Genomic DNA, 24,352 nt, shown 5'->3' with positions numbered 1-24,352 from the left:
TGGAGCCTGGCAAGGATAACCGACGCGGTGCCCGGTCACGAAACCGGGGGTGCCGCCGGGTTGCTCAGGGTGCCCGGAGGGTGAGCAGCGTCGCCTCCGGACGGCACGCGAACCGCACGGGCGCGTACGGCGACGTGCCGAGACCGGCGGACACGTGCAGCCACGTCGAGTCGGCCCCGCCCGGCTGGTCGGGCCGCGGACCCGGCCACCCGGACAGTCCCTTGGCGCGGCTCGTGTCCAGGTCGCAGTTGGTCACCAGGGCGCCGTAGAGCGGCACGGCGAGCTGACCGCCGTGCGTGTGCCCGGCGATGGCCAGGTCCACGTCGTCGGCGTGCATCGCGTCCAGCACGCGCCGGTAGGGCGCGTGCGTGACACCCAGGTGCAGGTCCACGGGCGCCTCCGCCGTGCGCGCGTCGTCCGGGCCGCCGGCCGCCGGGTACCGGTCGCGGTCGAGGTGGGCGTCGTCGGTCCCGGCCAGCGAGATCCGCCGACCGTCCACCTCGAGCACGTCACGCCGGTTGCCCAGGTCGATCCAGCCGGCCGACGTCAGGCGCGCCACCAGCTCACGCCACGGGAGCTCGGTGTGGTGCGAGCCGCTGCGGCGCGCATCGGGCAGCAGGTAGCGGGCCGGGTTCTTGGGCGTGGGCGCGACGTAGTCGTTGGAGCCGAGCACGAACGCGCCGGGACGCTCGAGATGCGGCTCGAGGGCCCGCAGCAGGGCCGGCATCGCGTCCAGGTGGGCCCAGTTGTCGCCCGTGTCGATCACCAGGTGGGGGTCGAGCGAGGCGAGGTCGCGCACCCAGTCCACCTTGCGGTGCTGGCCGGGCGTCAGGTGGAGGTCGGACAGGTGCAGGATGCGCAGCGGGCGCTGACCGGGCGGCAGCACCGGCACCTCGACCTCGCGCAGCGTGTACCAGCGCACCTCGACGAGGCTCGCCCAGGCCAGGGCTGCCGCACCGGCCAGCGCGGCGCCGCCGAGCGCGCGTGCGACGACAGCGGGCGCGCCCGCGCCCGCGCCCGGAGCGTCAGGCATCAGCCGCGTCGCCCCTTGCCGCCACCCTTGCCCGGTCCAGGCTTGCTGGTGTCGCCACCCTTGTCGCCGCCGTCGTTGCCGCCCTTGTTGTCGTTGCCGCTGTCCGGCGGCGCGACCTTGGAGCCGTCCGAGATCCGCAGCGTGATGACCGAGTTCTCGGGTGCGCTGCCCGACGGCGTCTGCTCGGCGACGGTGCCCTTGGGCTTGTCGGAGGCGACCTGCTGGGAGTCGACGTTCACCCGGAAGCCGGCGCCGCGCAGGATCGCCTCGGCGTCGCCCTGAGCGCGTCCGACCACGTAGGGCACGTAGACGCGCTTGCCGTAGATCTCGTCGTTGCCGGCGGCGTCGAAGCCCGGGTCGTCCTTGCCCTTCATGATGGCGTCCATCGTGCGCTTCCACGTGGGCGCGGCGACCGTGGAGCCGTACATGCGGGAGATGAACTGCCCGTTGAGCGTGATGTCCATGACGCGCTTGAACGACGCGTTGGGGTAGCCGACCCAGACGGCCGCGGCACGCTCGGGCGTGTAGCCGAGGAACCACGTGTTCTCGTTGCCGGAGGTGGTGCCCGTCTTGCCGGCGGCCGCGTACGTGGGCTTGCCGACGCTCGCGGCGGTGCCCTCCCACACGTGGCTGAGCGCGAAGTTGATCGCGTCGGCGTACTTCTTCTCGATGGCGCGGTGGCAGTCCGCGTCCGGCACCGGCAGCTTCTTGCCCTGCGCGTCGGTCACGCTCGCGATGGCGACCGGCGTGCAGTAGATGCCGCCCGAGGCGAAGGCCGCGAAGGCCCCGGCCATGCTCAGCGGTGCGACGGACGCCGAGCCGATGACGTTGGACGGAAGCACCGGCACCTGGCCGCCGTCGGCGGAACCGAGATGGACGCCCAGCTTCTCGGCGCCCTCGAACACCTTGCAGAGGTCGACCTCGGACGCCATGCGCAGGTAGGCCGAGTTGACCGAGTTCTTGGTGGCGTCGAGCACGCTCATGAACCGCAGGCTGCCGCCCTCGGAGTTGTTGAACGTGTAGTCGCCGGGGGCGAGGTTGGTGCACGGCGCGTTGAAGCCGGACATCGGCAGCGTGAGCTTTCGCGCGTCGACGTTCTCGTACAGGCTGTGGCCCTCACGCAGCCACTCCAGCAGCGTGAACGGCTTGAAGGTCGAGCCCGTGGCGAAGCCGCTCGCGGCGCCGTACTTGTTGTCCGTGTTCCAGTTCACCGCGGTCTCGGTCTTGCCGTGCTCGCTGGTGCTGTTGTACGTGCGGTTCTGCGCCATCGCGGTGATCTTGCCGGTGCCGGGCTCCACCACGACGATCGACGACCCCAGGCCGTACTTGTTCTTGGTGGGGACGCCCTTCTTGACCTGCTTGTCGGCCGCCTTCTGCTCCGAGGGCAGCAGCGTGGTCTTGATGGTCAGCCCGCCGCGGTAGAGCTTCGCGAGACGGTCGTCCTGCGTCTTCCCGAAGGCCTTGTTGTTGCGGATGATCTTGGTGACGTAGTCGCAGAAGAAGCCCGAGCCGCGGATCGCCTCGCCCGCGGACATGCAGCCGAGCTTGGGCTCCTGGACCTTGAGGGTGTCCTTGAGCGGCGTCGCGACGCCCTTCTCGTACTCGGCAGGCGTGATGTAGTTCTGCTGCTCCATGAGCTTGAGCACGGTGTCGCGGCGGTTCTGCGACTCCTTGGGGTACCGCGTGGGGTCCCAGGCCGAGGGCGAGCGGGTGATGCCCGCGATGGTGGCCGACTCGAGGTAGGTCAGGTCCTTCGCGGGCTTGCTGAAGTAGTGCTGGGCCGCCGCCTCGACGCCGTAGACCGAGACGCCGAACTGCGCGATGTTGAGGTAGCGCTCGAGGATCTCGTCCTTGGAGAGCTTCTTCTCCAGCGAGATCGCGAGCTTGGCCTCGCGCAGCTTGCGGGCGTACCCGTCCGAGCCCTCGTCGTTGCGCGCCTCCTTGAGCGCGGCCTGACGCTCGGCCTCGGTGTCCTTGTTGAGCGCCGCCTCGATGAGCACGTTCTTGACGTACTGCTGCGTGAGCGTGGACGCGCCCTCCTTGGCGCTGCCCAGCTGGTTGCGCACCGCGGCGCGCAGCATGCCCGCCGGGTCGATGCCCGCGTGCTCGTAGAACCGCTTGTCCTCGGTGGCGACGACCGCGTCCCGCAGCGACGGTGCGATGTCCTTGAGCGGCACCACGACGCGGTTCTGGTCGTAGAACGTCGCGATCACGGTGCCGTCGGCCGCGAGGATCGACGACTTCTGCGGCAGCGCACCCTCCTCGAGCTCGGTGGGGAGCTCGTCGAACGCGTCCGTGGTGATGTCGGCGACGCCGTTCGCGACGGCCGCGCCGGGCAGCACGAGACCCGCGGCGAGCACGCCGCCGACGGCTGCGACGAGGACGAACGAGAGCAGCAGGGCCAACGCCTGCCCGGCGTTGACCTTGCGACCGCGGGCGCGTGCAGGGTTCGGCATGCCGTCAGGGTAGTCGGGGGTCCCGTCACGTACGCGCGTCAGGCGCGCGGATCCGGCGACCTGCACCGGACCTGCACACCGTCGCCCCCGAACGGGGGAATCTGGTCCACGGACCGATATGACCCGAACGGAGTCTCGCCATGGCCCCTGACCAGCAGATACGGTCCCTCCCAGCACGTGTGGCGCGGGCGCCTGTGCAACAAGGACGCACCCGGTGCCCGAGCAGGGGGAGGCAAGGATGACGCACGAGGGCCACTGGACCGCGGCCGCGGCGTGCGGCCAGGGCAACGTGAGCCCGGACGCGCTGTTCGTCGAGGGGTCCGCGCAGCGCGAGGCGCGCGCGGTGTGCATGACCTGTCCGGTCCGCCTCGAGTGCCTGGCCGACGCGCTCGACAACCGCATGGACTTCGGCGTGTGGGGCGGCATGACCGAGCGCGAGCGACGCGCGCTGCTGCGGCGCAGGCCCGAGGTGCGCTCGTGGCGCGGGGAGCTGGTCTCGCCCGACGCCGTGCTGGTGGCCGCGCGCTGAGACGTCCTCGTTCCGTGCGGTGGCCCGACCCCGCGCGGCACTAGGGTGGCGCCCATGGCACAGCAGCAGTGGGAGTACGCGACGATTCCGCTCATCATCCACGCCACCAAGGCGATCCTCGACCAGTGGGGCGCCGACGGCTGGGAGCTCGTCCAGGTGGTGCAGGGGCCCGACGCCGGCCTCGTCGCCTACCTCAAGCGGCCCAAGCAGGACTGATGGGGGCCCGCGCGCAGCTGGCCGAGCTCGGCCTCGCGCTGCCTCCCGTCGCGGCGCCCGTCGCGGCCTACGTGCCCGCGGTGCGCACCGGGTCGCTCATCCACACGAGCGGACAGCTGCCCTTCGTCGACGGGTCGCTCGCGATCACCGGCAAGGTGGGCGCCGGTGTGACGGCCGACGAGGCCACGGCCCTCGCGCGGATCGCCGCTCTGAACGCGCTCGCGGCGGTGGCGACCCTCCTCGAGGCCGAGGGGGCCGGCGCCGGTGTCGACGCGCTCGACCGCGTGGTCCGCGTGGTCAAGGTGGTCGGCTTCGTCGCGAGCGACCCCTCCTTCACCGGCCAGCCCGGCGTGGTGAACGGCGCCAGCATGTTGCTGCACGACGTCCTCGGCCCGGCCGGAGTGCACGCGCGCTCGGCCGTCGGCGTCGCGGTGCTCCCCCTCGACTCGCCGGTCGAGGTCGAGATCGTCGTCGAGACCCGCTGAGGCTGCCGCGCCCGCCGCGGGCGGGCGCGACGGCGCGCTCAGCGCGCGCGGCGCTCCAGCCGGTCGACGTCGAGCAGCACCACCGCGCGGCCCTCGCGCCGCACCCACCCGCGGGCGGCGAAGTCGGCGAGCGCCTTGTTGACCGTCTCGCGGGACGCGCCCACGAGCTGGGCCAGCTCCTCCTGCGTGAGGTCGTGCGCCACGCGGATGCCCTCGTCGACCGTCTCGCCGAACCGCGTCGACAGGTCGAGGAGTGCCTTGGCCACGCGGCCGGGGACGTCGGAGAACACGAGGTCGGCGAGCGCCTCGTTGGTGCGCCGCAGCCGGCGCGCGAGCGCCTGGAGCAGCTGCTGGGCCACTGCGGGGCGCTCCTGCAGCCACTGCACGAGGTCGGTGTGGCCGAGCTCGAGCACCACGGCGTCGGCCACGACGGTGGCCGTCGCGGTGCGGGGGCCCGGGTCGAACAGGGACAGCTCGCCGAACATCTCGCCGGGGCCGAGCACCGCCAGGAGGTTCTCGCGGCCGTCGCTGGACCGGCGGCCGAGCTTGATCTTGCCCTCGCGCACGACGTAGAGCCGGTCGCCCGGCTCGCCCTCGTGGAAGAGCACGTCGCCACGCGCCAGCTCCAACGGCGTCATCGTCGCGACCAGGGTCGCCGAGGCGTCGTGCTCGAGCCCGGCGAACAGGGGTGCCGACAGCGCGATGTCGTCTTCCACGATGAACCTCACCTCTCCGGCCGCACACTCGCGTGGCGGCGTCCTCACCGGCCGCTCGTGGCCGGTGATCGGCCGGGGCGGTGTCCTCGTGAATCGCGGGCTCCCGCTGGTCAGCGGGACGTCCAGGTCAAGTGTGCCCCATCCGGGCATCAGCCGCGGCTGAGCGGCTCGCGCATCCAGGCGGTCGTCGCGAGCGGATCGGCGGCGAGCCGGGCGATGAGCCGCTCCGTGGCGGCGCCCAGGGCGTCGCGGACGCCGTCCTCGTACCGGGCCAGCTGAGCGTCCAGGGCGCGCAGCTCGTCGAGACGTCCGACCTCCGCCTGGGGGTCCACGCCTGCGAGGATCTCGCCCAGCTCGCTCGGGCGCGGCACGTCGACGCCCACCGGCACGGGGAGCTGGAAGGCGACGCCCTCACCGAGCGGCTGCGGCTGCGTGGCACTGGCCACCGCGAGGTCCATGCGCGCCCGCACGAGGCGTCGCCACCACCCGACGCGAGCCTGCTCGGCGCGCAGGGCTCGACGGTCGAGGCGCAGGTCGCGGACCCGCTGCTCGACAGATGACGTCATGTGCTGTTCCTCCGGGGTGATGCCTGATGATTCGGACACTCCGGGCCGCGACTTGAGGGTTTCGGTGCCGTGACCAGTGACATCACTCGGGGGGAGCAATGTGGGCGGCCGGTCTTAGGCTGCCCGGGTGATGCTCGACGAGACCGACCTGGCCCGCACGCGTCGTGCACGACGGATCGACCGGCTGCTCGCCGAGCGCTATCCCGACGCGCACTGCGAGCTGGACTTCCGCAACCCGTTCGAGCTGCTGGTCGCGACCGTCCTGTCGGCGCAGACCACGGACGTGCGCGTGAACCTCACCACCCCCGTGCTGTTCGCGCGGTACCCCGACGCCGCGGCGCTCGCGGCGGCGGATCCGGAGGTGCTCGAGGAGATCCTCCGGCCCACCGGCTTCTTCCGGGCCAAGGCCCGCGCGGTGCAGGGGCTCTCCGCGGCGCTCGTCGCTGAGCACGGTGGTCAGGTGCCGGGGAGGCTCGCGGACCTGGTCCTGCTGCCGGGCGTCGGCCGCAAGACGGCGAACGTCGTGCTGGGCAACGCGTTCGGGGTTCCCGGCATCACCACGGACACCCACGTGATGCGGCTGTCGGCCCGGCTGGGTCTCACGTCGAGCGACGACCCGCTGGTGGTCGAGCGCGACCTGTGCGCGCTGCTCCCTCGGCGCGACTGGACCATGGCCTCGCACCGGCTGATCTTCCACGGGCGGCGCACGTGCTTCGCGCGCAAGCCGGCGTGCGGCGCGTGCCCGGTCGCCCGGTTGTGCCCGTCCGCCGGGATCGGCGAGAACGACCCTGTGCGCGCGGCGGCGATGCTCAAGGGGTGATGCTCAGGCCGTGCTGCTGAGGCGGTGATGCTCACGCCGTGACGGTCGCCAGCCAGTCCAGCAGCACGTCGTTGACGTGGTCGGGGGCCTGCTCGGCGGGGAAGTGGCCCGCGGCGGGGAGCAGCTCGTACCGGTACGCGCTCGCCACCTTGGCGGCGGTCGCACGCGTCAGTGTCGCGCGTGCCGCCGGGCGCAGGCCGTCGCGACCGCCGTGGATCTGGAGCGCAGGTCGGGGCGTCGCGCCCTCGAGCGCCGCCGCGTAGCGCCGGCCGTCCAGGCGTGGCACGGACCGCAGCAGCCAGCGCAGCTGCTCGAGCTGGCTGTGCGCCGCGAACGGGACCCGGGCGGCCCCGCGGTAGACCTCGCGCGTCTCCGCGTCCGCCCAGGCGGCGCCCCCGCCCCACTCGGTGAGCAGCCTGTCCACGAGGTCGCCCTGCGTCATGGCGCGCTCGGGCGCGGACGGCAGCTGCACCGCGGTGAGCCTCCGCAGGCCGCGCGCGCGCAGCGAGGCGAGCGGGTTGGCGCGCACGTCGAGCGGGTGCGGCGCGGCGAGCGCGGCGACGGCCGACGTGACGTCGGGGTGCAGCGCGCCCATGGCCCAGGCGATCTCGCCGCCGGTGCCGGAGCCGACGACGACCGCCTCGGAGGCGCCCAGCGACCTGATCACGCCCGCGACGTCGTTGGTCAGCGTCGGCACGTCGTAGCCCTGGGGCGGCTTGTCGGAGCCGCCGGTGCCGCGCACGTCCATCGCGGCGACGCGGTAGCCGGCGTCGGCGAGGACCGGGATCTGCTGGCGCCACGCCCACCAGAACTCGGGCACGCCGTGCAGCAGCACCACGAGCGGGGCGTCGCGCTCGTCGGGACCGGCGACGGCGACGTGGAAGCGCGCGCCGTTGGCGGCGACGAACCGATGCTGCCAGGGGCCGTCGAGCAGCAGCGTGGCGGAGTCGACCGTGCTCATCATCGATGCAGAACCTACCGGGTCCTGGCGTCGGCGAGTGCGCCGTGGTGCCGGTCGCGCTGCCAGAGCGCGACCCCGCCGAGCACCGCGGCGACCAGCGAGGCGAGCAGCACGGCCATGACGATGTGCTCGTCGTGCGGGCTGCCGTCACCGAACGCGAGCTCGCCGACGAGCAGCGAGACGGTGAACCCGATCCCTCCGACGAGCCCGACGGCGACCACGTCGGCCCAGCCAAGGCCGGGCGCCAGCGTCGCGTGCGTGAACCGGGCCACGAGCAGCGTCGCGGCGACGATCCCCAGCGGCTTGCCGACCACGAGGCCCACCGCGACGCCCTGCGCCACGGGGTCGCGCACCGCGTCCGCGACGACGCCTGCGCTGAACGTCACCCCGGCGGCGAACACCGCGAAGACGGGGACGGCGAACCCGGCCGAGACGGGCCGCCAGCGGTGCTCCATCGACTCCGCGAGCGACCGCTCGGGCGGGTGGTCCGTCCGCAGAGCCCGCTGGGTGGCGGCGGCGGTCGCCGGCACGACGAGCCCCAGCAGTACGCCCGCGATGGTCGCGTGCACGCCCGAGGCGTGCACGAAGGCCCAGGCCGTCACGCCCAGGGGAACCAGCAGCCACGGGCTCACCCAGCCACGCCGGATCACCGCGCCGAACACGACCACGGTGCCGAGCCCCGCCGCTAGGGGCCCCACGCTGATGGAGTCGGTGAAGAAGACCGCGATGACGATGATCGCCAGCAGGTCGTCGACCACGGCGAGCGTGAGCAGGAAGGCGCGCAGGGCGTTGGGCAGGCGACGGCCCACCACCGCGAGGACGGAGACCGCGAACGCGATGTCGGTCGCGGTCGGCACCGCCCACCCGGCCAGATCGCCGCCGGGCTGCAGGTTGACCAGCACGTAGAGCGTGGCCGGGACCACCATCCCGCCCACCGCGGCGACGATCGGCACGACGGCCGTGCTCAGGTTGCGCAGCTCCCCGGCGACGATCTCGCGCTTGAGCTCGAGGCCGATGACGAAGAAGAAGATGGCGAGCAGGCCGTCGGTCGCCCACGCGGCGAGCGTCAGGTCGAGGTGCAGCGCCTCGGGGCCGACGACCGCGCCGGAGACCGCGGCGTAGCCGTCCGGGTCGAGGTTGGCCCACAGAAGGGCCACCGCCGTGCCGACCAGGAGCAGGACGCCGCCCGTGCGCTCCTGGCGCAGCGTGTCCATGAGGTTGCGCTCGCCGCCGGGGCTGAGCGTCGCGAACAGGCTGGCGACACGGTCGCGCACCCGGACCTCCTCGGGGTCGTGCCTGATGCCGGGCGCGGTGGCGCGGGTCAGGCGTCGGCCGGCTCGTGCACCTGGTCGCGGTCGTCGACCGCCCCGCGGCGGTCCTTGGGCGGGTCGAACCGGTAGCCGACGTTCCGCACCGTGCCGATGAGCTGCTCGTGCTCGGGTCCCAGCTTGGCGCGCAGGCGCCGCACGTGGACGTCCACCGTGCGCGTGCCCCCGTAGTAGTCGTAGCCCCACACCTCCTGCAGCAGCTGGGCGCGCGTGAAGACGCGGCCGGGGTGCTGCACCAGGTACTTGAGGAGCTCGAACTCCTTGTACGTCAGGTCGAGGGGGCGGCCGCGCAGCCGGGCCGTGTAGCCGCCCGCGTCGATGGTCAGCTCGCCGGAGCTGATCTCCTGCGGCGCGTCGTCGTACGACGAGGTGGCCGCCCGCTCCATCACGAGCCGGAACCGGGTCTCCACCTCGGCTGGGCCTGCCGACTCGAGCACGATGTCGTCGACGCCCCACTCGGCCGTGACGACCGTGAGCCCGCCCTCCGTGAGCACCAGGACGAGCGGGACGGTCAGGCCCGTCGCGCGCAGCAGGCGACAGGTGGTGCGCGCGGTGACGAGGTCGCGGCGCGCGTCGAGCACGACGATGTCGGAGTCCGGGGCGTCCACGAGCGCGGACGGCTCCACCGGGAGCACCCGCACACGGTGCGACAGCAGCCCGAGCGCGGGCAGCACCTGTGCGGATCCGCCCGGGACCGGAGTCAGCAGGAGCAGGTCTGCCACCTGGAACCTCCCTGAGGGCGGTCGGGGACGAGCGAGTGGCCACACGCTACAGGTACCCGGCAGACACATGGGCTCGCCATCCATGACGTGGTGGTCATCCGGGTGTCACGCAGTCGTCATCTGCGACAATCGCCGACGTGATCCCCAGCCGTCCGTCGCTCTCGTCGCGCGCCGTCGTCGCCGACCGCTCGTCGGCGACGAGGCGGTAGTCGCTGTGCAGCTCGCCACCCGCGCGGTCGTCACCGCCGTCCTCGCCGCGCTCGTCGCGGTCGCCGGCTACGTCGGCGGCATGCCGGTCACCATCGCGTCCGCGCTGCTCGCGGTCGTCTTCGCGGCGGGCTGGCCGACGCTCGCCGGGCTGCCGTTCCCCCTGGGCTCGACCCTCGTGATCGGGCTCGGCGGCGTGGGCGCCGTGGTCGCGGTGCACGTCACCCCGGACCAGCCGTACCTGCGCTACCTGCCGGTCGTCTTCGCGAGCTCGATCATCCTCGCGTTCGTCAGCGAGCTCGTGCGCCGCGACGGGCGCACGCGGCTGGTCGAGTCGGTCGCGGGGACCGTGACCGGGACGCTCGTCGCGGTGGCCGTGGCCGGCTGGGTCGCCATCGGCCGCACCCCCGGGGGTGAGCCCCTCGTGGTGGGCGGCGCGTTGGCGCTCGCCGTCGGCTCCGCGGTCGTCGCGCTGCCGCTGGTCGCGTGGCTGGGGGCCGTCGTCACGTCGGTCGTCGCCGCTGCCGCCGGGGCCGGGGCCGCCGCGGTGCTGCCGGACATCGACGTGATCGCCGGACTCCTGCTGGGCCTGGCGGTCGGCATCCTGGTCGCGACCCTGCACGTCTTGTTCGACCGGCTGCCCACGCTCGAGCAGCGCCGCCCGGCGCTCGCCGCCGTGACGCTGCCGGTGACCGTGACCGGCATCCTCGTCTACGTCGTGGGGCGCGTGCTCGTCGGCTAGAATCCCGACGTGGATCGTCTGGTTTTCATCCTCGTCGTGCTGGCTGTCGCCACCGCGGCCGGGCTGTGGTGGCGCTCGCGCAACGGCCGCTACACGGCGATCGACCCGGCCCTGCTGACGTCCGACGATCCCACCCCGCCGGGGTCCGACCTGCTCGGACCCGCGCAGCTCGGCTCACCGCTCGGATCGCGCGCCACCTTCGTCCAGCTCTCCAGCGAGGTCTGCGCCCCCTGCCGCCGCACGCACGCGGTGCTGGGCGCGCTCGCGGCCGAGCACGAGGACCTGGCGCACGTCGACCTCGACGTCGCCGAGCACCTCGACCTGGTGCGCCGCTTCAACGTCCTGCGCACGCCCACCACGCTCGTGCTCGACGCGCAGGGTGCGGTGGTCGGACGCCTCTCGGGCGGCACGGACCGCCACCACGCGCTCGCCGCGCTCTCCCAGCTGCCCGCCAGCACCTCGCCCGCCAGCACCACCACCGCCACCCGGAGCCACTCGTGAGCCTTCCCCCCACCCCCGCCGGCATCGACCCGCGCGGCCCGCGCTTCGGCGCCGCCCTCACCGCCGTGCTCCTCGTGCTGGTGCTCGCGCTGCCGGCGCCGGCATCGGTCGTCGTGCTCGCGGTGGTCGTCGCGTCGTTCGCGGTGGGCGCCGTGCGCGGCGTCGGCGGGACCTGGCAGGGCTGGGTGTACCGCCGGTTCGTGCGGCCGCGGCTCGCCGCGCCGATCGAGCTTGAGGATCCGCGGCCGCCCCGGTTCGCGCAGCTCGTGGGCCTGGTCATCACCGGGCTCGGCCTGCTCCTCGCGCTGGTGGGCGTGGCCGCGGCGGTCCCCGTCGCCGCGGCGCTCGCGCTGGTCGCGGCGTTCCTCAACGCCGTGTTCGGGCTGTGTCTCGGCTGCGAGATGTACCTGCTGGGCGTCCGGCTGCGCGCACGCGCCGCCGCCTGAGCCCGTGCACCCCGTGCACGGGGTGCACGGGGTGCTCAGTACACGAGCGCCTGGGCGTCCTCGGCGAGGGACTCCTCGACGAAGACCGCGGCACCCGCGATGCGGACTCCCGGGAGCACGTCGTCGGTCGTGATGCCGCGCCGGGCGGCGCACTGCGTGCACACCGTCACCGTGCCGCCCTCGAGCACGGCGTCCAGGAGGTCCGCGAGCGGCGTCGCGTGCTCGAGGTCCAGCTCCGCGGCCCGGCCCGGGAGGCCGAACCACGCCGCCTCGCCCGTGAGCCACAGCGACACGCGGGCCCCGGCCGCCACCGCGGTCGCGGCCACCGTGAACGCCTGGTTGCATGCCTCGGGCCGGTCGAGTCCGGACGTGGTCTTGATCACGAGCGTGCGCACCGGAACAGCGTAGGGGTGGCTGCTCGTTAGGATCGGTGCATGACTGCGCTGGAGGGTTTGTTCATCGGCCTGCTCGTGGCGGCGACCCTGACCATCGGTTGGGTCGCCTGCCTCGTCGTCTACAAGCTGTACAAGGGCCAGCGCTGACGAGCGCAGCGACCGGCGCGCTCGCGCGTCGCGACGCCCATCAGCAGGCTCGTCAGGAGGTACGGAGATGACGTTCGCACTGCCCGACCCCGAGGGGCTGGCGCCCGAGGTGTACCCGCTGGCCTGGCTCCTGGGCCGCTGGCGGGGCGAGGGCTTCGTCGACTACCCCGGGATCGCCGAGGCGGCGTTCACGCAGGAGGTGGAGTTCACCAGCGACGGTGGGCCGTACCTGTCGTACACCTCGACCATCCGGCTCGTGGTGGCGCCCGACGACGCGGCGGCCATCGAGTCGCCCGACGGCGAGGGCGACGCTCCCGTGTGGTCCACCGAGTCCGGGTTCTGGCGCGTCCCGCCCGAGCGCCCCGAGGGCGTCTCCCCGGGCAAGCACCCCGTCGAGGTGCTGCTCAGCGATCCCGCCGGGTTCGTGTCGGTCCTCGTCGGGGAGATCGGCAACGGCCGCATCGACCTCGCGAGCGACCTCATCGCCCGTGTGCCCGGCGGGGCGGACGTCAGCGCGAGCAAGCGGCTCTTCGGCCTCGTCCAGGGGCAGCTCATGTGGGCCCACGACATCGCGGCGTTCGGCCACCCGATGCAGTCGTACGCGTCGGCGAAGCTCTCGCGCGTCGACGCCCCGTCGGCCGACGACGCCCCTGCCGACCGCCCCTCGGACACAGAGGACTGACACCCGTGACCACCACCGCCCCGGACGTCGCACGCCACTCCAGCCCGCTGCTGCGCCGCCACGGTGCGGTGGCCGGCGCCGGGCCGGACGCGGGCGTCGCGTGGCACTATGGCGACCCCACCGCGGAGCAGCGCGCGCTGGCGCGGGGTGGCGCGGTCGTCGACCAGTCGCACGTCGGCGTGGTGACCGTGACCGGGCCCGACAGGCTCACGTGGCTGAACTCGATCACGTCCCAGGAGCTGAGCGGCCTCGCACCGCGCACCTCCACCGAGCTGCTGGTGCTCAGCCCGCAGGGGCACGTGGAGCACGCGGCCGGCGTGGTCGACGACGGCGTGACCACCTGGCTGCTCACCGAGACGCCCGTCGCGCTCGCGGCGTGGCTGGACCGGATGAAGTTCAGCCTGCGCGTCGAGATCGCCGACGCGACGGACGACTGGGCCGCCATCGGTGAGCCGGTCGACGCCGAGGGCGCCGCGGCCGAGCCCGTCACGTGGCGCGACCCGTGGCCGACGGTGGCGCCCGGTGGGACGCGGTACGGGCCTGCCGACGACGAGCACCCGGGCACCGACCGTGCCTGGCGACTGGTGCTCGTGCCCCGCGCCGAGCTCGCCCAGCAGATCGCGTCGCGCGAGGCCACGGGCTGGCGGCTCGCCGGGACGTGGGCCAGCGAGGCGCTGCGCGTCGAGGCCTGGCGGCCGCGCGCCAGCCACGAGGCCGACCACCGGACCATCCCGCACGAGCTCGACTGGCTGCGCACCGCGGTCCACCTGCACAAGGGCTGCTACCGCGGGCAGGAGACCGTGGCGCGCGTGCACAACCTCGGCCGTCCGCCCCGGCGCCTGGTGATGCTGCACCTCGACGGCTCCGGCCACCTGATTCCGGTCCCCGGCGCCGAGGTGCGTGAGGTCGTCGACGGCGAGCCCGGGCGCGCGGTCGGGCACGTCACCACGGTCGCGCGGCACCACGAGATCGGGCCCGTCGCCCTCGCGGTCGTCAAGCGGTCGGTGCCCGAGGACGCGGCGCTCGTGGTCGACGGCGACGCGGACGTGGTCGCCGCGGCGCAGGAGGTCGTCGTGCCCGGCGAGGGCGTCACCCTCGACCGGCCCGCTGCGCGCGGACCGCTGACCCGCGGCCTCGGCCAGCACCCGATGCTCTGACGCCGTGGCCGGCGCCGAGGGGGCTTCCCGACTGACCGGCCGCGACGTGCGCGTGCTCGGCGAGGCGCGAGTCCGCCAGGGCCTCGCGCGCATGCGGGCCGCCTGGTTCCCGATCCTGCAGGCGGCCGTGGCGGGCGGCATCGCCTACGCCATCGCGCACTACTGGGTCGGGCACCCGATCCCGTTCTTCGCGCCCGTCTGCGCCTGGATCGCGCTCGGCTTCTCCATGGACCGCTCCGTGCGCAAGGTCGCCGAGCTGGCGGTCGGCGTCGCCATCGGCGTGGGGCTCGGCGACGTGGTCGCCCACCTCATCGGCCACGGGGTGTGGCAGATCTCGCTCGTGCTGTTCGTCTCGGCGATGCTCGCCCGGTTCATCGACCGCGGCGTCATGCTCACGACGCAGGCGGGCGTGCAGGCCATCGTCATCGTCGCGCTGCCCGCGGCGTCCGGGGGACCGTTCGGACGCTGGATCGACGCGGCGATCGGCGGCGTCATGGCGCTCGCCGTGGCGCTGCTCACGCCCAGCGACCCGCGACGGCACCCCCGCATGCTGGCCCAGCGGGGGCTCGAGGAGCTGTCCGGCGTCCTGCACCTGTTCGCGCGCGGCATCGTGGCGGGAGACGTGGGTGACGTCGAGGACGCGCTGGTGCGCGCCCGGGCCACCCAGCCCGTGCTCGACGAGTGGCGCACCATTGCCGCGAACGCGCGCGACCTGGCCCGCGTGGCGCCCGCGAGTCGTCGGTACCGCGACGAGCTCACGGCGAGCGTCGACGCCTCGGTGCTCACGACCCGCGCGATGAACAACGCGCGGGTGCTGCTGCGGCGCACCCTCGCCCTGCTCGAGGCCGACGTGCCGCACGACCTGCGGGGCGTCGGCAGCCGCGTCGACACGACGGCGCGCGCCGTCGACGAGCTCGCCGTGGCCCTCGGCACGGGCCGCGGCCTCGAGCGTGCCCGCGCGTCGCTCACGGCCGCCGCGCATGCGCTCGACCCGTTCGTGGTCGAGCCCGACGACTGGCAGGTGCAGAGCCTGGTGCTGCTGCAGCGTTCCTTGCTGGTCGACGTGCTCGAGGCGGCCGGCGTCCCGCCCAGGGCGGCCCGCGAGGCGCTGCCGGAGATCTGACGGGGACGCCCGGCGCGCCTGGTGCTCCCCGGCGCGGACCATGTGCCCGGTACGGTCGTCGCATGGAGGTCGCGGTGAGTGCTCTGCGCGCAGAGCTCAAGCAGTGGATCGAGGCGGCACGCGCCGGCGAGGACGTCGTCATCACCGAGCGGGGGATCCCGGTCGCCCGCCTGTCGGGCATCGAGTCGGCCGACCTGCTCACGCGGCTGCAGCGCGACGGCCTGCTCACCTCGCCCGGGGTGCCGCGGCCCGCGGCCGAGGGCGAGCAGGGGCGGGCGACGACCGCCGTGTCGGGTCTGGTCCGCCGGCTGCGGCGCTGAACCGTGGCGATCGTCTACCTCGACACCAGCGCGCTGGTGAAGCTGTGCGTCGCCGAGCCGGGCTCCGCCCTGGTCGCTGCCCTCTGGGACGGCGCCGACCTCGTGGCCACGTCGCGGCTGGCCGACGCCGAGGTGCGCGCGGTCCTCGCGGCGGGACAGCGGGCCGGGCGGCTCGAGCGCGCACAGGCCCGGGCGGCGCTCGCCGCCTGGGAGCGGCTGTGGCCGGGTCTGCACGTGGTGGAGCTGCACGACGTCGTCACGGCCGGCGCGGCGACCCTCGTCGGCACGCACCCCCTGCGCGCCGCCGACGCGCTGCACCTCGCCTCCGCCCTGATGCTGCGCTCGCCGGACCTGCTCGTGGGCGCCTGGGACGACCGGCTCGCCGCGGCCGCGCGCGCCGAAGGGCTGCGGGTACTGCCCTGAGGTGGTCGGCGTCTCGTAGGCTCGCCTCGTGGTCGCCACCCTCCAGCTGCTCATCTTCCTCGTGTTCATGCTCGCGATCTTCGGGTTGTCGGTGTGGGCGCTGGTGGACCTGCTGCGCCGGCCCGCGTCCGCCTTCCCGGCCGCGGGCAAGCGCACCAAGACCTTCTGGGGCGTGATCGTGGGAGTCGCGACGGCGATCGCGTTCTGCTCGATCCCGCCGCCCATCGGCATCGCGATCTCCCCGTTCTTCCTCTCCCTGCTCAGCGCCGTGGCGGCGATCGTCTACCTGGTCGACGTGCGTCCGGCGGTCGAGCCCTACACCCGCCGACGGCCGCCCTCGTCCGGTTCGTCGCGGGGCGGTTGGTGACTGACGTCGACTCCGCCGCGGTCCCGCTGGCGCGGGTGGTCCGGGGCGACCTGGTCGAGTCCGTGCACCGCGGGCACCTCGTCGTGCTCGCACCCGACGGCGGCGTGCGCCTCGCGCTCGGAGACCCCGAGGTCACCATCTGGGCGCGGTCCTCGCTCAAGCCGTTGCAGGCGGTCGGCATGCTCTCGAGCGGGCTCGACGTGGACCGCGAGCAGCTCGCGCTCGTGTGCGCCAGCCACAACGCGGAGCCGGAGCACCTCGCGGTGGTCGAGGCGATCCTGGCGTCGGCGGGCCTGGCCTCCGACGACCTGCGGAACACCCCGGACTGGCCGCTCGACGCGGACGCGGCGTTCGATCGCCGCGCGGCCGGGCACGGGCGCGCGTCGGTCACCCAGAACTGCTCCGGCAAGCACGCGGGCATGCTCGCGACGTGCGTGGCCGCCGGCTGGTCCACGCAGGACTACCTCGACGCGGACCACCCGCTGCAGCAGGCACTCGCAGGGACGATCGCGGCGATGACCGGCGTGCCCGTGGCGCACGCGACGGTCGACGGGTGCGGGGCGCCCCTGTTCTCGACGTCGCTGGTGGGGCTCGCGCGGTCGTTCGCCCTCGTGGCCGGCGCGACGTCCGGTCCCGCCGCGCGAGTCGCAGCCGCCATGTCGGCCCATCCGTGGCACGTCGCCGGGACCGGGCGCGACGCCACCCGCTTCATGCAGGCTCTCCCGGGGCTGGTCGCGAAGGACGGCGCCGACGGCGTCTACGCGGCGGGCCTGCCCGACGGGGGTGCGCTGGCCTTCAAGATCGTGGACGGCTCGGCCCGGCCCCGCCCCGCCGTGCTGGCCGCTGCGCTGGTGGTCGCGGGCGTGGCGGTGGGAGACCTCGGCGAGACCCCGGTGCTGGGCCACGGCGTGCCCGTCGGTGCCGTGCTACCGACGTTCGGGCCCTCGACGTGAGGGCGGTCGTCCAGCGGGTCACGCGTGCGTCGGTGACGGTCGACGGGATCGTGGTCGGGTCCATCGACAGGCCCGGCCTGCTGGCCCTGGTCGGTGTGACGCCCGGTGACGGACCCGCGCAGGTGGAGCTCATCGCCCGCAAGATCGCCGAGCTGCGCATCCTGCGCGACGAGGTGTGTGCGGTGGACGCGGGAGCGCCCGTGCTCGTCGTGAGCCAGTTCACGCTGTACGCCGACACCCGCAAGGGTCGCCGCCCCACCTGGAACGCCGCGGCCCCCGGGTCCGTCGCCGCGCCGCTCGTCGACGCCGTCGTGGCCGACCTGCGGGCCCGCGGCCTCGAGGTGGCGACCGGGCTGTTCGGCGCGGACATGGCCGTCGAGCTGGTCAACGACGGACCCGTGACGATCCTGCTGGAGTCCGAGCCGGCCCCTCGGGCCTGACTCCTCCTGCGACCGCAGTACCGGCACATCCGGTCCGGGACCGTACACGGACACCCTGCTCGCCGAGCCCGCGGCCGCGCACGTCCACGCCACCTTCTTCCTCATCGGACAGAACGTGGCCCGCTACGCCGGCCAGGCGCGCGCGGAGGTCGCGGCCGGGGACGTGATCGGCAACCACTCGTGGTCGCACCCGCAGCTCACCCTGCTCTCGTCGAGAGCCATCCGGCGAGAGGTCGACCGGACCCAGAAGGTGATCCGCACGGCGACGGGTGTCCCGCCCGCACTCATGCGCCCGCCGTACGGCGCGGTCAACAGTCGGGTGCTGACCCAGCTGGCGCGGCGGGACCTGCCGGCAATCCTCTGGAACGTCGACACCGAGGACTGGAAGAACCGCAGCGCACGCGTCACGAGCCAGCGGGCGCTGGCAGGTGCGCGGCCCGGGGCGATCGTCCTCATGCACGACATCCATCCCACGACCGTCCAGGCCGTGCCGGGGATCGTCGCCGCGCTCAAGGCGCGCGGATTCACCCTGGTGACGGTGCCGCAGCAGCTGGACGGGCAGCTGACCGGAGGTCACGCGTACTTCGGTCGCTGACCCACGTGCGGACGGGCCACGGGCACAGACGCGTGCGGACGGGCCACGGGCACAGACGCGCCGGCGACCGGGCCGGAGACGGACGAAGGCCCCTCGGAGTAAGCGTCCGAGGGGCCTTCGTCTGACCGCAGGCCGTGTGTCCCCGGCGAACCGTTGACAGGCGCCGCTCTGACGATGCGGCCTGGCTCCGACACCCGACGGGCCGGCGAGCCGGTCCGCCGCGGGCGGCGCCACTGCAGTCGACCTTCCGGTCCGGAGCGGCCCCCGCGGCGTCATCCGCGGGTCGAGCGGGTCTCCCCACCCGATCTGGTCGCCCGTTCTCCGGTCGGCCCGTCCTCACCGCACCTGTCCCCGCCGTTCGTCCGGAGCCCCGAGAGGCTCCTTCTGTCCTGCGGTTCTCGATCCGTCGAGGTCGATGTGAGATTTCTAGTCCCGCGCTTGGCGGCCTCGCAAGAGCTTCTGGAGGCTTTCTTTATCCACCGTTGACTCCACAGGCTCGTCCACAGGGTGGCCTGCGGAAACATCGGCTGGGCACAGGGGTGTGGACAAGATTTGTGGATGAGAAGGGGTGTCGTTCACCCGGACGGGGGGACCTCCCGCGTAGCCTGGGAACCAGTGAAGGCCCCTCGGTGTAAGCGACCGAGGGGCCTTGCTCGTCGCCCGGGTCGAGGCCCGGCGCCGCCGCCCGCTGCGCTCCGGCCTTGACGGTCCCCGCATGATGGGCGCATGCGGATCGAAGCGGTGCAGGGCGACATCACGACGCAGGACGTCGACGTGATCGTCAACGCCGCGAACTCGTCGTTGCTGGGCGGGGGAGGGGTCGACGGCGCGATCCACCGCGCGGCCGGTCCGGGCCTCCTCGACGCCTGTCGCGAGCTGCGACGGACCACGTACCCGGACGGGTTGCCGGTGGGCTCGTCGGTCGCGACCCCGGCGTTCGACCTGCCCGCGAGGTGGGTCGTCCACACGGTCGGGCCCAACTGGCACGCGGGCGAGCGCTCGGGCTCGATGCTCCTCTCGTGCTTCGTCACGGCGTTGGAGGTGGCCGTCGAGCTCGGGGCGACGAGCGTCGCGTTCCCGGCGGTGAGCGCGGGCGCGTACGGCTGGGACGTCGACGAGGTGGCGCGCATCGCGGTGGGCGCGGCGCGCGCGTGGGAGACCGGGGCCGACTCCTCGTGGGAGCCCGACCACCCCCACCCCACCGGCATCGTGCTGGCTCGCTTCGTGCTGTTCTCGCCGCAGGCACTGGCGGCGTTCGAGCACCAGCTCGCGCGCTGAGCATCGCGAACGCGGACAGCCGGACGCGGGCAGCCGGACGCGGGCAGTCGAACGGCACGCCGCGCGGAGAGCGGCGTGCCGTTCGACTGAGTGCCCCCAGGGGGCGCCGGGGCGGTCGTCAGCCCACGGGTGCGGGCTCCTTGACGGCGGGCTCGGGCTCGGGACCAGCGCCCGGAGCGACCGGCTCGGGGCGACGGGCGAGGGCCGAAGGCCACCACATCCGCTTGCCGATGTCCAGGTTGAGCGCGGTGACCAGGACGGAGCGCACGATGAGCGTGTCGAGCAGCACGCCGAACGCGACCGCGAACCCGATCTCGGCGAACGACACCAGCGGCAGCGTCCCGAGCACCGCGAACGTGCCCGCGAGCACCAGCCCCGCCGAGGTGATCACACCGCCGGTGGCGGCGAGCCCCACCAGCGACCCGCGACGGTGCCCGATGCGCACCGTCTCCTCGCGGACCCGGGTCATGAGGAAGATGTTGTAGTCGATCCCCAGTGCCACCAGGAACACGAAGACGAACAGCGGGAACCCGGTGTCCACCCCGGCGTAGTCGAACACGTGGCGGAACACGAGCGCCGAGACGCCCATGGCCGCGCCGAACGACAGCACGACCGTGCCGATGAGCACCACGGGTGCGAGGATCGCTCGCAGGAGCAGGGCCAGGATCAGGAACACCACCAGCAGGATGATCGGGATGATCACCAGCGTGTCCCGCAGCGAGGCGCGTTCGACGTCGAGCGTCACGGCCGTGCTGCCGCCGACGAGCGCATCGGCGTCCGGCACCGCGTGGACCGCGTCACGGACCCTGTCCACCGTGTCGAAGGCCTCGTCGCTGTCCGGTTCCGACGTGAGCGTGCCCTCCATGTAGGCGACGCCGTCCTTGACCACGGGCTCGGTGACGCTCTCGGGGTCGATGCCCTCGACGCCCGCGAAGACGGTCTGCACCGCGTCGGCCTGCTCGGCGTTCGCGATGACCACGACGGGCGACCCGGCGCCCGCCGGGAAGTGCGCCGCGAGCACCTGCTCGCCGACCACGGAGGGCTGCTCGGTGGTGAACTGCTGCTCCGTGGTGAGGCTGGTCGGGTTGAGCTGCACGATGCCGATGGTCGCGACCGCCAGGACCGCCGCCGTCCCGATCCACGTGCGGCGCGGGTGGTGCGAGATCCGGCCGCCGACGCGCGCCCAGAAGCCGTCCTCGGTGGGCTCGTGGTCGCCCACGTGCGGCGTGCGGGGCCAGAACACCCAGCGTCCGACGAGCACCAGGAGCGCGGGGAGCAGCGTCAGCATGACGGCCAGTGCCACGACGATGCCGACGGCGGCCACGGGCCCGAGGCCGGCGGTGGAGTTCATGGTGGCGAACAGCAGCACCAGCATGCCGAGGGCCACGGTGGCGCCCGACGCGATGATCGCGGGCCCGGCGCGGTGCAGGGCCACGGCCATCGCCTCGTGCCGGTCGGAGTGCCGACGCAGCTCCTCGCGGTATCTCGCGGTGAGGAGCAGCGCGTAGTCGGTGCCTGCCCCGAACACGAGCACGGTGAGGATGCCCGCGCTCTGCGCGTTCACGGTGAGGTCGAAGTTGTCGGCCAGCAGGTAGATGACGGCCTGCGCGACGGTGAGGGCGATGCCCGCCGAGATCAGCGGCAGCAGCCACAGCACCGGGCTGCGGTAGGTCAGCAGGAGGATGACGATGACGACGCCCGCGGCCGCGTACAGCAGCGTGCTGTCGATGCCGGCGAACGCGTCGGCGGAGTCGGCCGCCATCCCGGCCGGACCGGTGATGTACACGGCGGTGCCGGACGGGAGGCCCTCCTCGGCGGTGGCCTTGAGGTCGGCGACCGCGTCGGCGGCGAGGTCCCACCCGTCCTTGCCGAGGTCCAGCGGCACGACGATCTGCGCCGCCTGGCCGTCCTCGGACGGGATGGGCCCGACGACCTTGCCGTCGAGCGTGCTCAGGGTGCTGAACTCGTCGGCGTCCGCCTGGATCGCGGCGAGGTCCTGCGACGTCAGACCGTCGGGGTTCTCGTAGACGATGACGGCGGGGATCGTGTTCTCGGACACGAAGCTGTTCGCGACCTCGATGACCTGGGTGGACTCCGCGTCGGCGGGCAGCCAGCTCGCGGCGTCGTTGTCCTGTGCCGCCGTCAGCTTGCCGGCGAGCGGACCCAGCAGGGCCACGACGACGAGCCAGAAGGCGATGACGACGAATTTCATGTAGCGGTGGGTGATCCAGCCCGCGACCTTGGACATGATTCTTCCTCAGGGAGTCGACGACGACGGAGTGGCGCCCGCGCGGCGCCGTGCGGCTCTCAGGCTTCCGTTCCGGGCACCCTGGCCACCATCGGGGATACCCCCGACATCTTCCTCAGGGTCGCCACCGTGTCACTCAGATACTTCTCAGGGGAAGGAAGCTCGCACCGGATCCGCTCAGCCGGTTCTCAGGTTCGATGCTCAGGCTCGCCCGGGTCGCCGAACACCTCGAGCACCCAGGAGCGCACGGCCGCGGCGACGGCGTCGTGGTCGCGCGGGGAGTGGTCGCCGGTGACGAACACCGTGCTCAGCGGGCCGCGGACCGCGGCCAGGTGGGCGCGGAGCTCGTCGGGCGTGCCGAACGCGTCGCGCAGGCCCGAGACCGCCAGCACAGGGACGTCGACGTCGGGCAGGTGCGCGGTCCGCAGCCGGTCGGGCTGGCCCGGCGGGTGCAGGGGGTAGGAGAGCAGCGCGAGGCCCGCCGCCGGCTGGCCCTGGGCGACGGCCATCGACGCCATCCGCCCACCGAACGACCGACCACCGAGCGCGATCCTGTCCCGCGTCACGCCCAGCTCCGCGGCCAGGTCGTCGGCCTGGGTCCGCAGGTACGCGACCGCCGCCTCCGGGCGGTCCGGCGCCGAGCTGCCCCGCAGGCGGTTGGGCAGGTCGACCCGACGGACCGGCAGCGGCGCGAGCGCGGCCTCCACGGCCACCAGCGCCGGGCTGTCGCGCCCGGCACTCGCCCCCGGCGCGAGCAGCACACCTGCCAGCTCCCTCACCCGCCCACCCTAGCCACGCCGCTCCACCCACCCGCCGCCTGCCGGCTCGCGCCGTCCCCTCCGCCCGCCCGCTCGCACCACCCGCCGCCGGCGCGACTCCTCATTTCGCCGATTCGTCATCAGTTCGCCGGTTGCAATCGGCGAATCGGTGCGGAATCGGCGAATCGATCGGAGCTGGCGGATCGATCGGAGCTGGCGGATCGATCGGAGCTGGCGGATCGATCGGAGCTCGCGATGGCGGATCGATCGGAGCCCGCGATGGGGGATCGGTAGCGCGGCGTGCACCTGCGCACACCTTTCCCCAGCACGCGCACTCCTCATTTCGCCGATTCGCCATCAGTTCGCCGGTTGCAATCGGCGAATCGGTGCGGAATCGGCGAAACGATCGGCGCCACCGATGCGGAATCGGCGAAACGATCGGCGCCAGCGATGCGGAATCGGCGAATCGATTGGAGCCTGCGATGCGGAATCGGCGAAACGTTCGGAGCCTGCAATGCGGAATCGGCGAATCGATCGGAGCCTGCGATGCGGAATCGGCGAAACGATCGGCGCCAGCGAGCGGAATCGGCGAAGCGATGAGGATCGACGAACAGGTGTGGCCCGTGGCCAGTCAGTGCGGGGCGAGCGCCGTGAGGGCGCGGCTGACGTCGTCGGCGTCGTTCCAGACGTGGAACGCGAGCCGGACCCCGCCCGCGCGGCCGGCGACGCGGCAGCCGGCGGCTCGCAGGCGGTCGCCCACGGCGCCGGACGCGTCGGGCAGCGAGACGATCGCGCTCCCACCCGGCGCGAGCGACAGGCCTGCCCGCAGCGAGTCGGCGAGCCCGACCGCGTGCGCGCGGACCGCGGCCATGTCGGTGGCGGCCCACAGCTCGAGGACCGGGGCGGCCCCCACCCAGCAGAGCCACGCCGGGGAGACGTCGAGCCCGCGCGCGCCCGTCGCGAGCCGCATGTTCGGTCCGTAGCAGGATCCCCAGACGTCGTCGCCCGCGTACCACCCGGCCGCGAGCGGCCGCAGACCCTCCACCACCTCGCGGCGGGCGGTGAGGAACGCGACACCGCGGGGCGCGGCGAGCCACTTGTACGCGGAGCACACGGTCACGTCGAACCGCGAGGCGTCGACCGGCATCCACCCCGCCTGCGTGGTGTCGCACAGCGTGAGCGCACCCGCCGACCGTGCCGCGGCCAGCACCGCGTCCACGTCGGCCACCGAACCGTCGCGCGACTGCACGAGCGAGAACGCCACCACGGCGGTCGTCGGCCGCACCTCGTCGGCCAGCGCGGCGAGCGGGGCGTGCCGCACAGTGATGCCGCGGTCGGCGTGCGCCAGGAACGGGTAGACGACCGAGGAGAAGTCGCCGTCGACGACCAGCACCTCGGCGCCGTCGGGCAGGGCCGAGGCGACCAGCCCCACGAGCGCCGACGTCTGCGCGCCGATCGCGACGTCCGTGGGCGCCACGCCGACCAGCCGCGCGTAGGAGGTCCGCGCGGCGGCGACCGCGGCGTCGTATGCGTGCAGGTCGGCGCGACCGGCCTGCCACTCGTCGAGCGCGTCCCTCAGGGCGGCGAGGGTGGCGAGCGCCGGCAGCCCGACGGTGGCCGCGTCGATGTACCCGGGCGCGTGCGCGAACTCGGAACGGAGGTCGGTTGTCACCCTTCGATGGTCGGGAGTTCGGCGGCATCACACAACGACGAAGTTCGAACAGTTCCCATCACGGTG

Annotated in this window: 27 protein-coding genes and 1 pseudogene; 17 read left to right on the top strand and 11 right to left on the bottom strand. The window is 73.6% G+C overall.

What is annotated here, in order from left to right:
* Positions 1-64: 64 nt before the first annotated feature.
* Together QRT05_RS00425 and QRT05_RS00420 are read right to left on the bottom strand one after the other, a co-directional pair.
* On the bottom strand, positions 65-1,033 hold the full coding sequence (locus QRT05_RS00425) for a metallophosphoesterase (RefSeq protein WP_289444172.1): 969 nt from the start codon (positions 1,031-1,033) through the stop codon (positions 65-67).
* On the bottom strand, positions 1,033-3,489 hold the full coding sequence (locus QRT05_RS00420) for a penicillin-binding protein (RefSeq protein WP_289444171.1): 2,457 nt from the start codon (positions 3,487-3,489) through the stop codon (positions 1,033-1,035). Before QRT05_RS00420 ends, QRT05_RS00425 begins: the two co-directional genes overlap by 1 nt.
* A 238-nt stretch (positions 3,490-3,727) precedes the next feature.
* Here QRT05_RS00420 and QRT05_RS00415 point away from each other — a divergent pair, with 238 nt between their 5' ends.
* From QRT05_RS00415 to QRT05_RS00405, 3 genes are read left to right on the top strand one after another with little or no spacing between them, the layout of a single operon-like run.
* Positions 3,728-4,018, top strand: coding sequence for a WhiB family transcriptional regulator (locus tag QRT05_RS00415; protein WP_289444170.1), 291 nt, complete (start codon positions 3,728-3,730; stop codon positions 4,016-4,018).
* 54 nt (positions 4,019-4,072) lie between these two features.
* Entirely contained in the window at positions 4,073-4,234 is a 162-nt protein-coding gene (locus tag QRT05_RS00410) for a hypothetical protein (protein ID WP_289444169.1), read from the top strand.
* Positions 4,234-4,719 (top strand): RidA family protein, encoded by a 486-nt coding sequence (locus QRT05_RS00405; protein ID WP_289444168.1) that lies wholly within the window; start codon positions 4,234-4,236, stop codon positions 4,717-4,719. Before QRT05_RS00410 ends, QRT05_RS00405 begins: the two co-directional genes overlap by 1 nt.
* A 38-nt stretch (positions 4,720-4,757) precedes the next feature.
* Here the strand turns inward: QRT05_RS00405 and QRT05_RS00400 are convergent, their stop codons facing one another.
* Both QRT05_RS00400 and QRT05_RS00395 read right to left on the bottom strand, forming a co-directional pair.
* Positions 4,758-5,435 (bottom strand): Crp/Fnr family transcriptional regulator, encoded by a 678-nt coding sequence (locus QRT05_RS00400; protein ID WP_289444167.1) that lies wholly within the window; start codon positions 5,433-5,435, stop codon positions 4,758-4,760.
* 149 nt (positions 5,436-5,584) lie between these two features.
* On the bottom strand, positions 5,585-6,001 hold the full coding sequence (locus QRT05_RS00395; RefSeq protein WP_289444166.1) for a hypothetical protein: 417 nt from the start codon (positions 5,999-6,001) through the stop codon (positions 5,585-5,587).
* A gap of 130 nt (positions 6,002-6,131) precedes the next feature.
* Here QRT05_RS00395 and nth point away from each other — a divergent pair, with 130 nt between their 5' ends.
* Positions 6,132-6,821 carry an endonuclease III gene (nth, locus tag QRT05_RS00390; protein WP_289446079.1) on the top strand — a complete coding sequence of 230 codons (690 nt, stop codon included), beginning with the start codon at positions 6,132-6,134 and terminating at the stop codon, positions 6,819-6,821.
* 31 nt (positions 6,822-6,852) lie between these two features.
* Here nth and QRT05_RS00385 read toward each other — a convergent pair whose 3' ends face one another.
* Genes QRT05_RS00385 through QRT05_RS00375 form a run of 3 tightly spaced genes read right to left on the bottom strand, consistent with a single transcriptional unit; the run spans position 6,853 to position 9,832 of the window.
* The gene (locus tag QRT05_RS00385) at positions 6,853-7,782 is read right to left on the bottom strand and encodes an alpha/beta fold hydrolase (protein ID WP_289446078.1); all 930 of its coding nucleotides are present in this window, start codon (positions 7,780-7,782) and stop codon (positions 6,853-6,855) included.
* Positions 7,783-7,796: 14 nt separating this feature from the next.
* Positions 7,797-9,056, bottom strand: a complete 1,260-nt coding sequence (gene nhaA, locus QRT05_RS00380; protein WP_289444165.1) for a Na+/H+ antiporter NhaA — start codon at positions 9,054-9,056, stop codon at positions 7,797-7,799.
* 47 nt (positions 9,057-9,103) lie between these two features.
* Complete coding sequence (locus tag QRT05_RS00375) at positions 9,104-9,832, bottom strand: winged helix-turn-helix transcriptional regulator (protein WP_289444164.1); 729 nt, start codon at positions 9,830-9,832, stop codon at positions 9,104-9,106.
* Between the two features lie 214 nt (positions 9,833-10,046).
* On the opposite strand from QRT05_RS00375, the gene QRT05_RS00370 reads away from it, so the two are divergent.
* The 3 genes from QRT05_RS00370 to QRT05_RS00360 are packed head-to-tail and all read left to right on the top strand — an operon-like array spanning position 10,047 to position 11,728.
* On the top strand, positions 10,047-10,781 hold the full coding sequence (locus tag QRT05_RS00370) for a hypothetical protein (protein WP_289444163.1): 735 nt from the start codon (positions 10,047-10,049) through the stop codon (positions 10,779-10,781).
* A gap of 9 nt (positions 10,782-10,790) precedes the next feature.
* Positions 10,791-11,282: a TlpA family protein disulfide reductase gene (locus QRT05_RS00365; RefSeq protein WP_289444162.1), complete on the top strand. Its 492-nt coding sequence runs from the start codon at positions 10,791-10,793 to the stop codon at positions 11,280-11,282.
* A complete protein-coding gene (locus QRT05_RS00360; RefSeq protein WP_289444161.1) occupies positions 11,279-11,728 on the top strand; it encodes a DUF4395 domain-containing protein in 450 nt (149 codons plus the stop codon). Before QRT05_RS00365 ends, QRT05_RS00360 begins: the two co-directional genes overlap by 4 nt.
* Positions 11,729-11,763: 35 nt before the next feature.
* Here the strand turns inward: QRT05_RS00360 and QRT05_RS00355 are convergent, their stop codons facing one another.
* A complete protein-coding gene (locus QRT05_RS00355) occupies positions 11,764-12,123 on the bottom strand; it encodes a DsrE family protein (protein ID WP_289444159.1) in 360 nt (119 codons plus the stop codon).
* Positions 12,124-12,337: 214 nt separating this feature from the next.
* On the opposite strand from QRT05_RS00355, the gene QRT05_RS00350 reads away from it, so the two are divergent.
* From QRT05_RS00350 to QRT05_RS00305, 10 genes and pseudogenes are all read left to right on the top strand, one after another.
* Positions 12,338-12,952: an FABP family protein gene (locus QRT05_RS00350; RefSeq protein ID WP_289444158.1), complete on the top strand. Its 615-nt coding sequence runs from the start codon at positions 12,338-12,340 to the stop codon at positions 12,950-12,952.
* Complete coding sequence (ygfZ, locus tag QRT05_RS00345) at positions 12,949-14,109, top strand: CAF17-like 4Fe-4S cluster assembly/insertion protein YgfZ (protein WP_407650301.1); 1,161 nt, start codon at positions 12,949-12,951, stop codon at positions 14,107-14,109. Before QRT05_RS00350 ends, ygfZ begins: the two co-directional genes overlap by 4 nt.
* A 4-nt stretch (positions 14,110-14,113) precedes the next feature.
* Positions 14,114-15,232, top strand: coding sequence for an FUSC family protein (locus QRT05_RS00340; protein ID WP_289444156.1), 1,119 nt, complete (start codon positions 14,114-14,116; stop codon positions 15,230-15,232).
* A 74-nt stretch (positions 15,233-15,306) separates the two neighbouring features.
* Positions 15,307-15,552, top strand: coding sequence for a type II toxin-antitoxin system Phd/YefM family antitoxin (locus QRT05_RS00335; RefSeq protein ID WP_289444155.1), 246 nt, complete (start codon positions 15,307-15,309; stop codon positions 15,550-15,552).
* A 3-nt stretch (positions 15,553-15,555) separates the two neighbouring features.
* Complete coding sequence (locus QRT05_RS00330) at positions 15,556-15,975, top strand: type II toxin-antitoxin system VapC family toxin (protein WP_289444153.1); 420 nt, start codon at positions 15,556-15,558, stop codon at positions 15,973-15,975.
* A 28-nt stretch (positions 15,976-16,003) separates the two neighbouring features.
* Positions 16,004-16,342 carry a DUF2516 family protein gene (locus tag QRT05_RS00325; protein ID WP_289444151.1) on the top strand — a complete coding sequence of 113 codons (339 nt, stop codon included), beginning with the start codon at positions 16,004-16,006 and terminating at the stop codon, positions 16,340-16,342.
* Entirely contained in the window at positions 16,339-17,295 is a 957-nt protein-coding gene (locus QRT05_RS00320; protein ID WP_289444150.1) for an asparaginase, read from the top strand. The genes QRT05_RS00325 and QRT05_RS00320 overlap by 4 nt, the downstream gene beginning before the upstream one ends.
* Positions 17,292-17,735, top strand: coding sequence for a D-aminoacyl-tRNA deacylase (gene dtd / locus QRT05_RS00315; protein ID WP_289444147.1), 444 nt, complete (start codon positions 17,292-17,294; stop codon positions 17,733-17,735). Before QRT05_RS00320 ends, dtd begins: the two co-directional genes overlap by 4 nt.
* Positions 17,736-17,778: 43 nt before the next feature.
* Positions 17,779-18,330 (top strand): annotated as a pseudogene (locus QRT05_RS00310) (polysaccharide deacetylase family protein); the annotation flags it as partial.
* A gap of 726 nt (positions 18,331-19,056) precedes the next feature.
* Complete coding sequence (locus QRT05_RS00305) at positions 19,057-19,608, top strand: O-acetyl-ADP-ribose deacetylase (protein ID WP_289444145.1); 552 nt, start codon at positions 19,057-19,059, stop codon at positions 19,606-19,608.
* Positions 19,609-19,726: 118 nt separating this feature from the next.
* Here the strand turns inward: QRT05_RS00305 and QRT05_RS00300 are convergent, their stop codons facing one another.
* The 3 genes from QRT05_RS00300 to QRT05_RS00290 all read right to left on the bottom strand — a co-directional run bounded on the left by QRT05_RS00300 (position 19,727) and on the right by QRT05_RS00290 (position 24,286).
* Positions 19,727-21,856, bottom strand: a complete 2,130-nt coding sequence (locus tag QRT05_RS00300) for an MMPL family transporter (protein WP_289444142.1) — start codon at positions 21,854-21,856, stop codon at positions 19,727-19,729.
* A 188-nt stretch (positions 21,857-22,044) separates the two neighbouring features.
* Positions 22,045-22,635: an alpha/beta hydrolase family protein gene (locus QRT05_RS00295; protein ID WP_289444140.1), complete on the bottom strand. Its 591-nt coding sequence runs from the start codon at positions 22,633-22,635 to the stop codon at positions 22,045-22,047.
* A 610-nt stretch (positions 22,636-23,245) separates the two neighbouring features.
* The gene (locus QRT05_RS00290) at positions 23,246-24,286 is read right to left on the bottom strand and encodes an aminotransferase class V-fold PLP-dependent enzyme (protein ID WP_289444138.1); all 1,041 of its coding nucleotides are present in this window, start codon (positions 24,284-24,286) and stop codon (positions 23,246-23,248) included.
* Positions 24,287-24,352: the final 66 nt, after the last annotated feature.

The sequence above is a fragment of the Cellulomonas edaphi genome, from assembly GCF_030362815.1.
Taxonomy (GTDB): domain Bacteria; phylum Actinomycetota; class Actinomycetes; order Actinomycetales; family Cellulomonadaceae; genus Cellulomonas; species Cellulomonas edaphi.
Note: the sequence above shows the minus strand (reverse complement) of the source record. Positions and strands in the feature narration are given on the sequence as shown.

What these genes read in the sequence shown, in the direction of transcription:
- QRT05_RS00425 (WP_289444172.1), bottom strand. Translation starts at nt 1,033, where the DNA reads ATGCCTGACGCTCCGGGCGCGGGCGCGGGCGCGCCCGCTGTCGTCGCA.
- QRT05_RS00420 (WP_289444171.1), bottom strand. Translation starts at nt 3,489, where the DNA reads ATGCCGAACCCTGCACGCGCCCGCGGTCGCAAGGTCAACGCCGGGCAG.
- QRT05_RS00415 (WP_289444170.1), top strand. Translation starts at nt 3,728, where the DNA reads ATGACGCACGAGGGCCACTGGACCGCGGCCGCGGCGTGCGGCCAGGGC.
- QRT05_RS00410 (WP_289444169.1), top strand. Translation starts at nt 4,073, where the DNA reads ATGGCACAGCAGCAGTGGGAGTACGCGACGATTCCGCTCATCATCCAC.
- QRT05_RS00405 (WP_289444168.1), top strand. Translation starts at nt 4,234, where the DNA reads ATGGGGGCCCGCGCGCAGCTGGCCGAGCTCGGCCTCGCGCTGCCTCCC.
- QRT05_RS00395 (WP_289444166.1), bottom strand. Translation starts at nt 6,001, where the DNA reads ATGACGTCATCTGTCGAGCAGCGGGTCCGCGACCTGCGCCTCGACCGT.
- nth (WP_289446079.1), top strand. Translation starts at nt 6,132, where the DNA reads ATGCTCGACGAGACCGACCTGGCCCGCACGCGTCGTGCACGACGGATC.
- QRT05_RS00385 (WP_289446078.1), bottom strand. Translation starts at nt 7,782, where the DNA reads ATGAGCACGGTCGACTCCGCCACGCTGCTGCTCGACGGCCCCTGGCAG.
- QRT05_RS00350 (WP_289444158.1), top strand. Translation starts at nt 12,338, where the DNA reads ATGACGTTCGCACTGCCCGACCCCGAGGGGCTGGCGCCCGAGGTGTAC.
- QRT05_RS00305 (WP_289444145.1), top strand. Translation starts at nt 19,057, where the DNA reads ATGCGGATCGAAGCGGTGCAGGGCGACATCACGACGCAGGACGTCGAC.
- QRT05_RS00300 (WP_289444142.1), bottom strand. Translation starts at nt 21,856, where the DNA reads ATGTCCAAGGTCGCGGGCTGGATCACCCACCGCTACATGAAATTCGTC.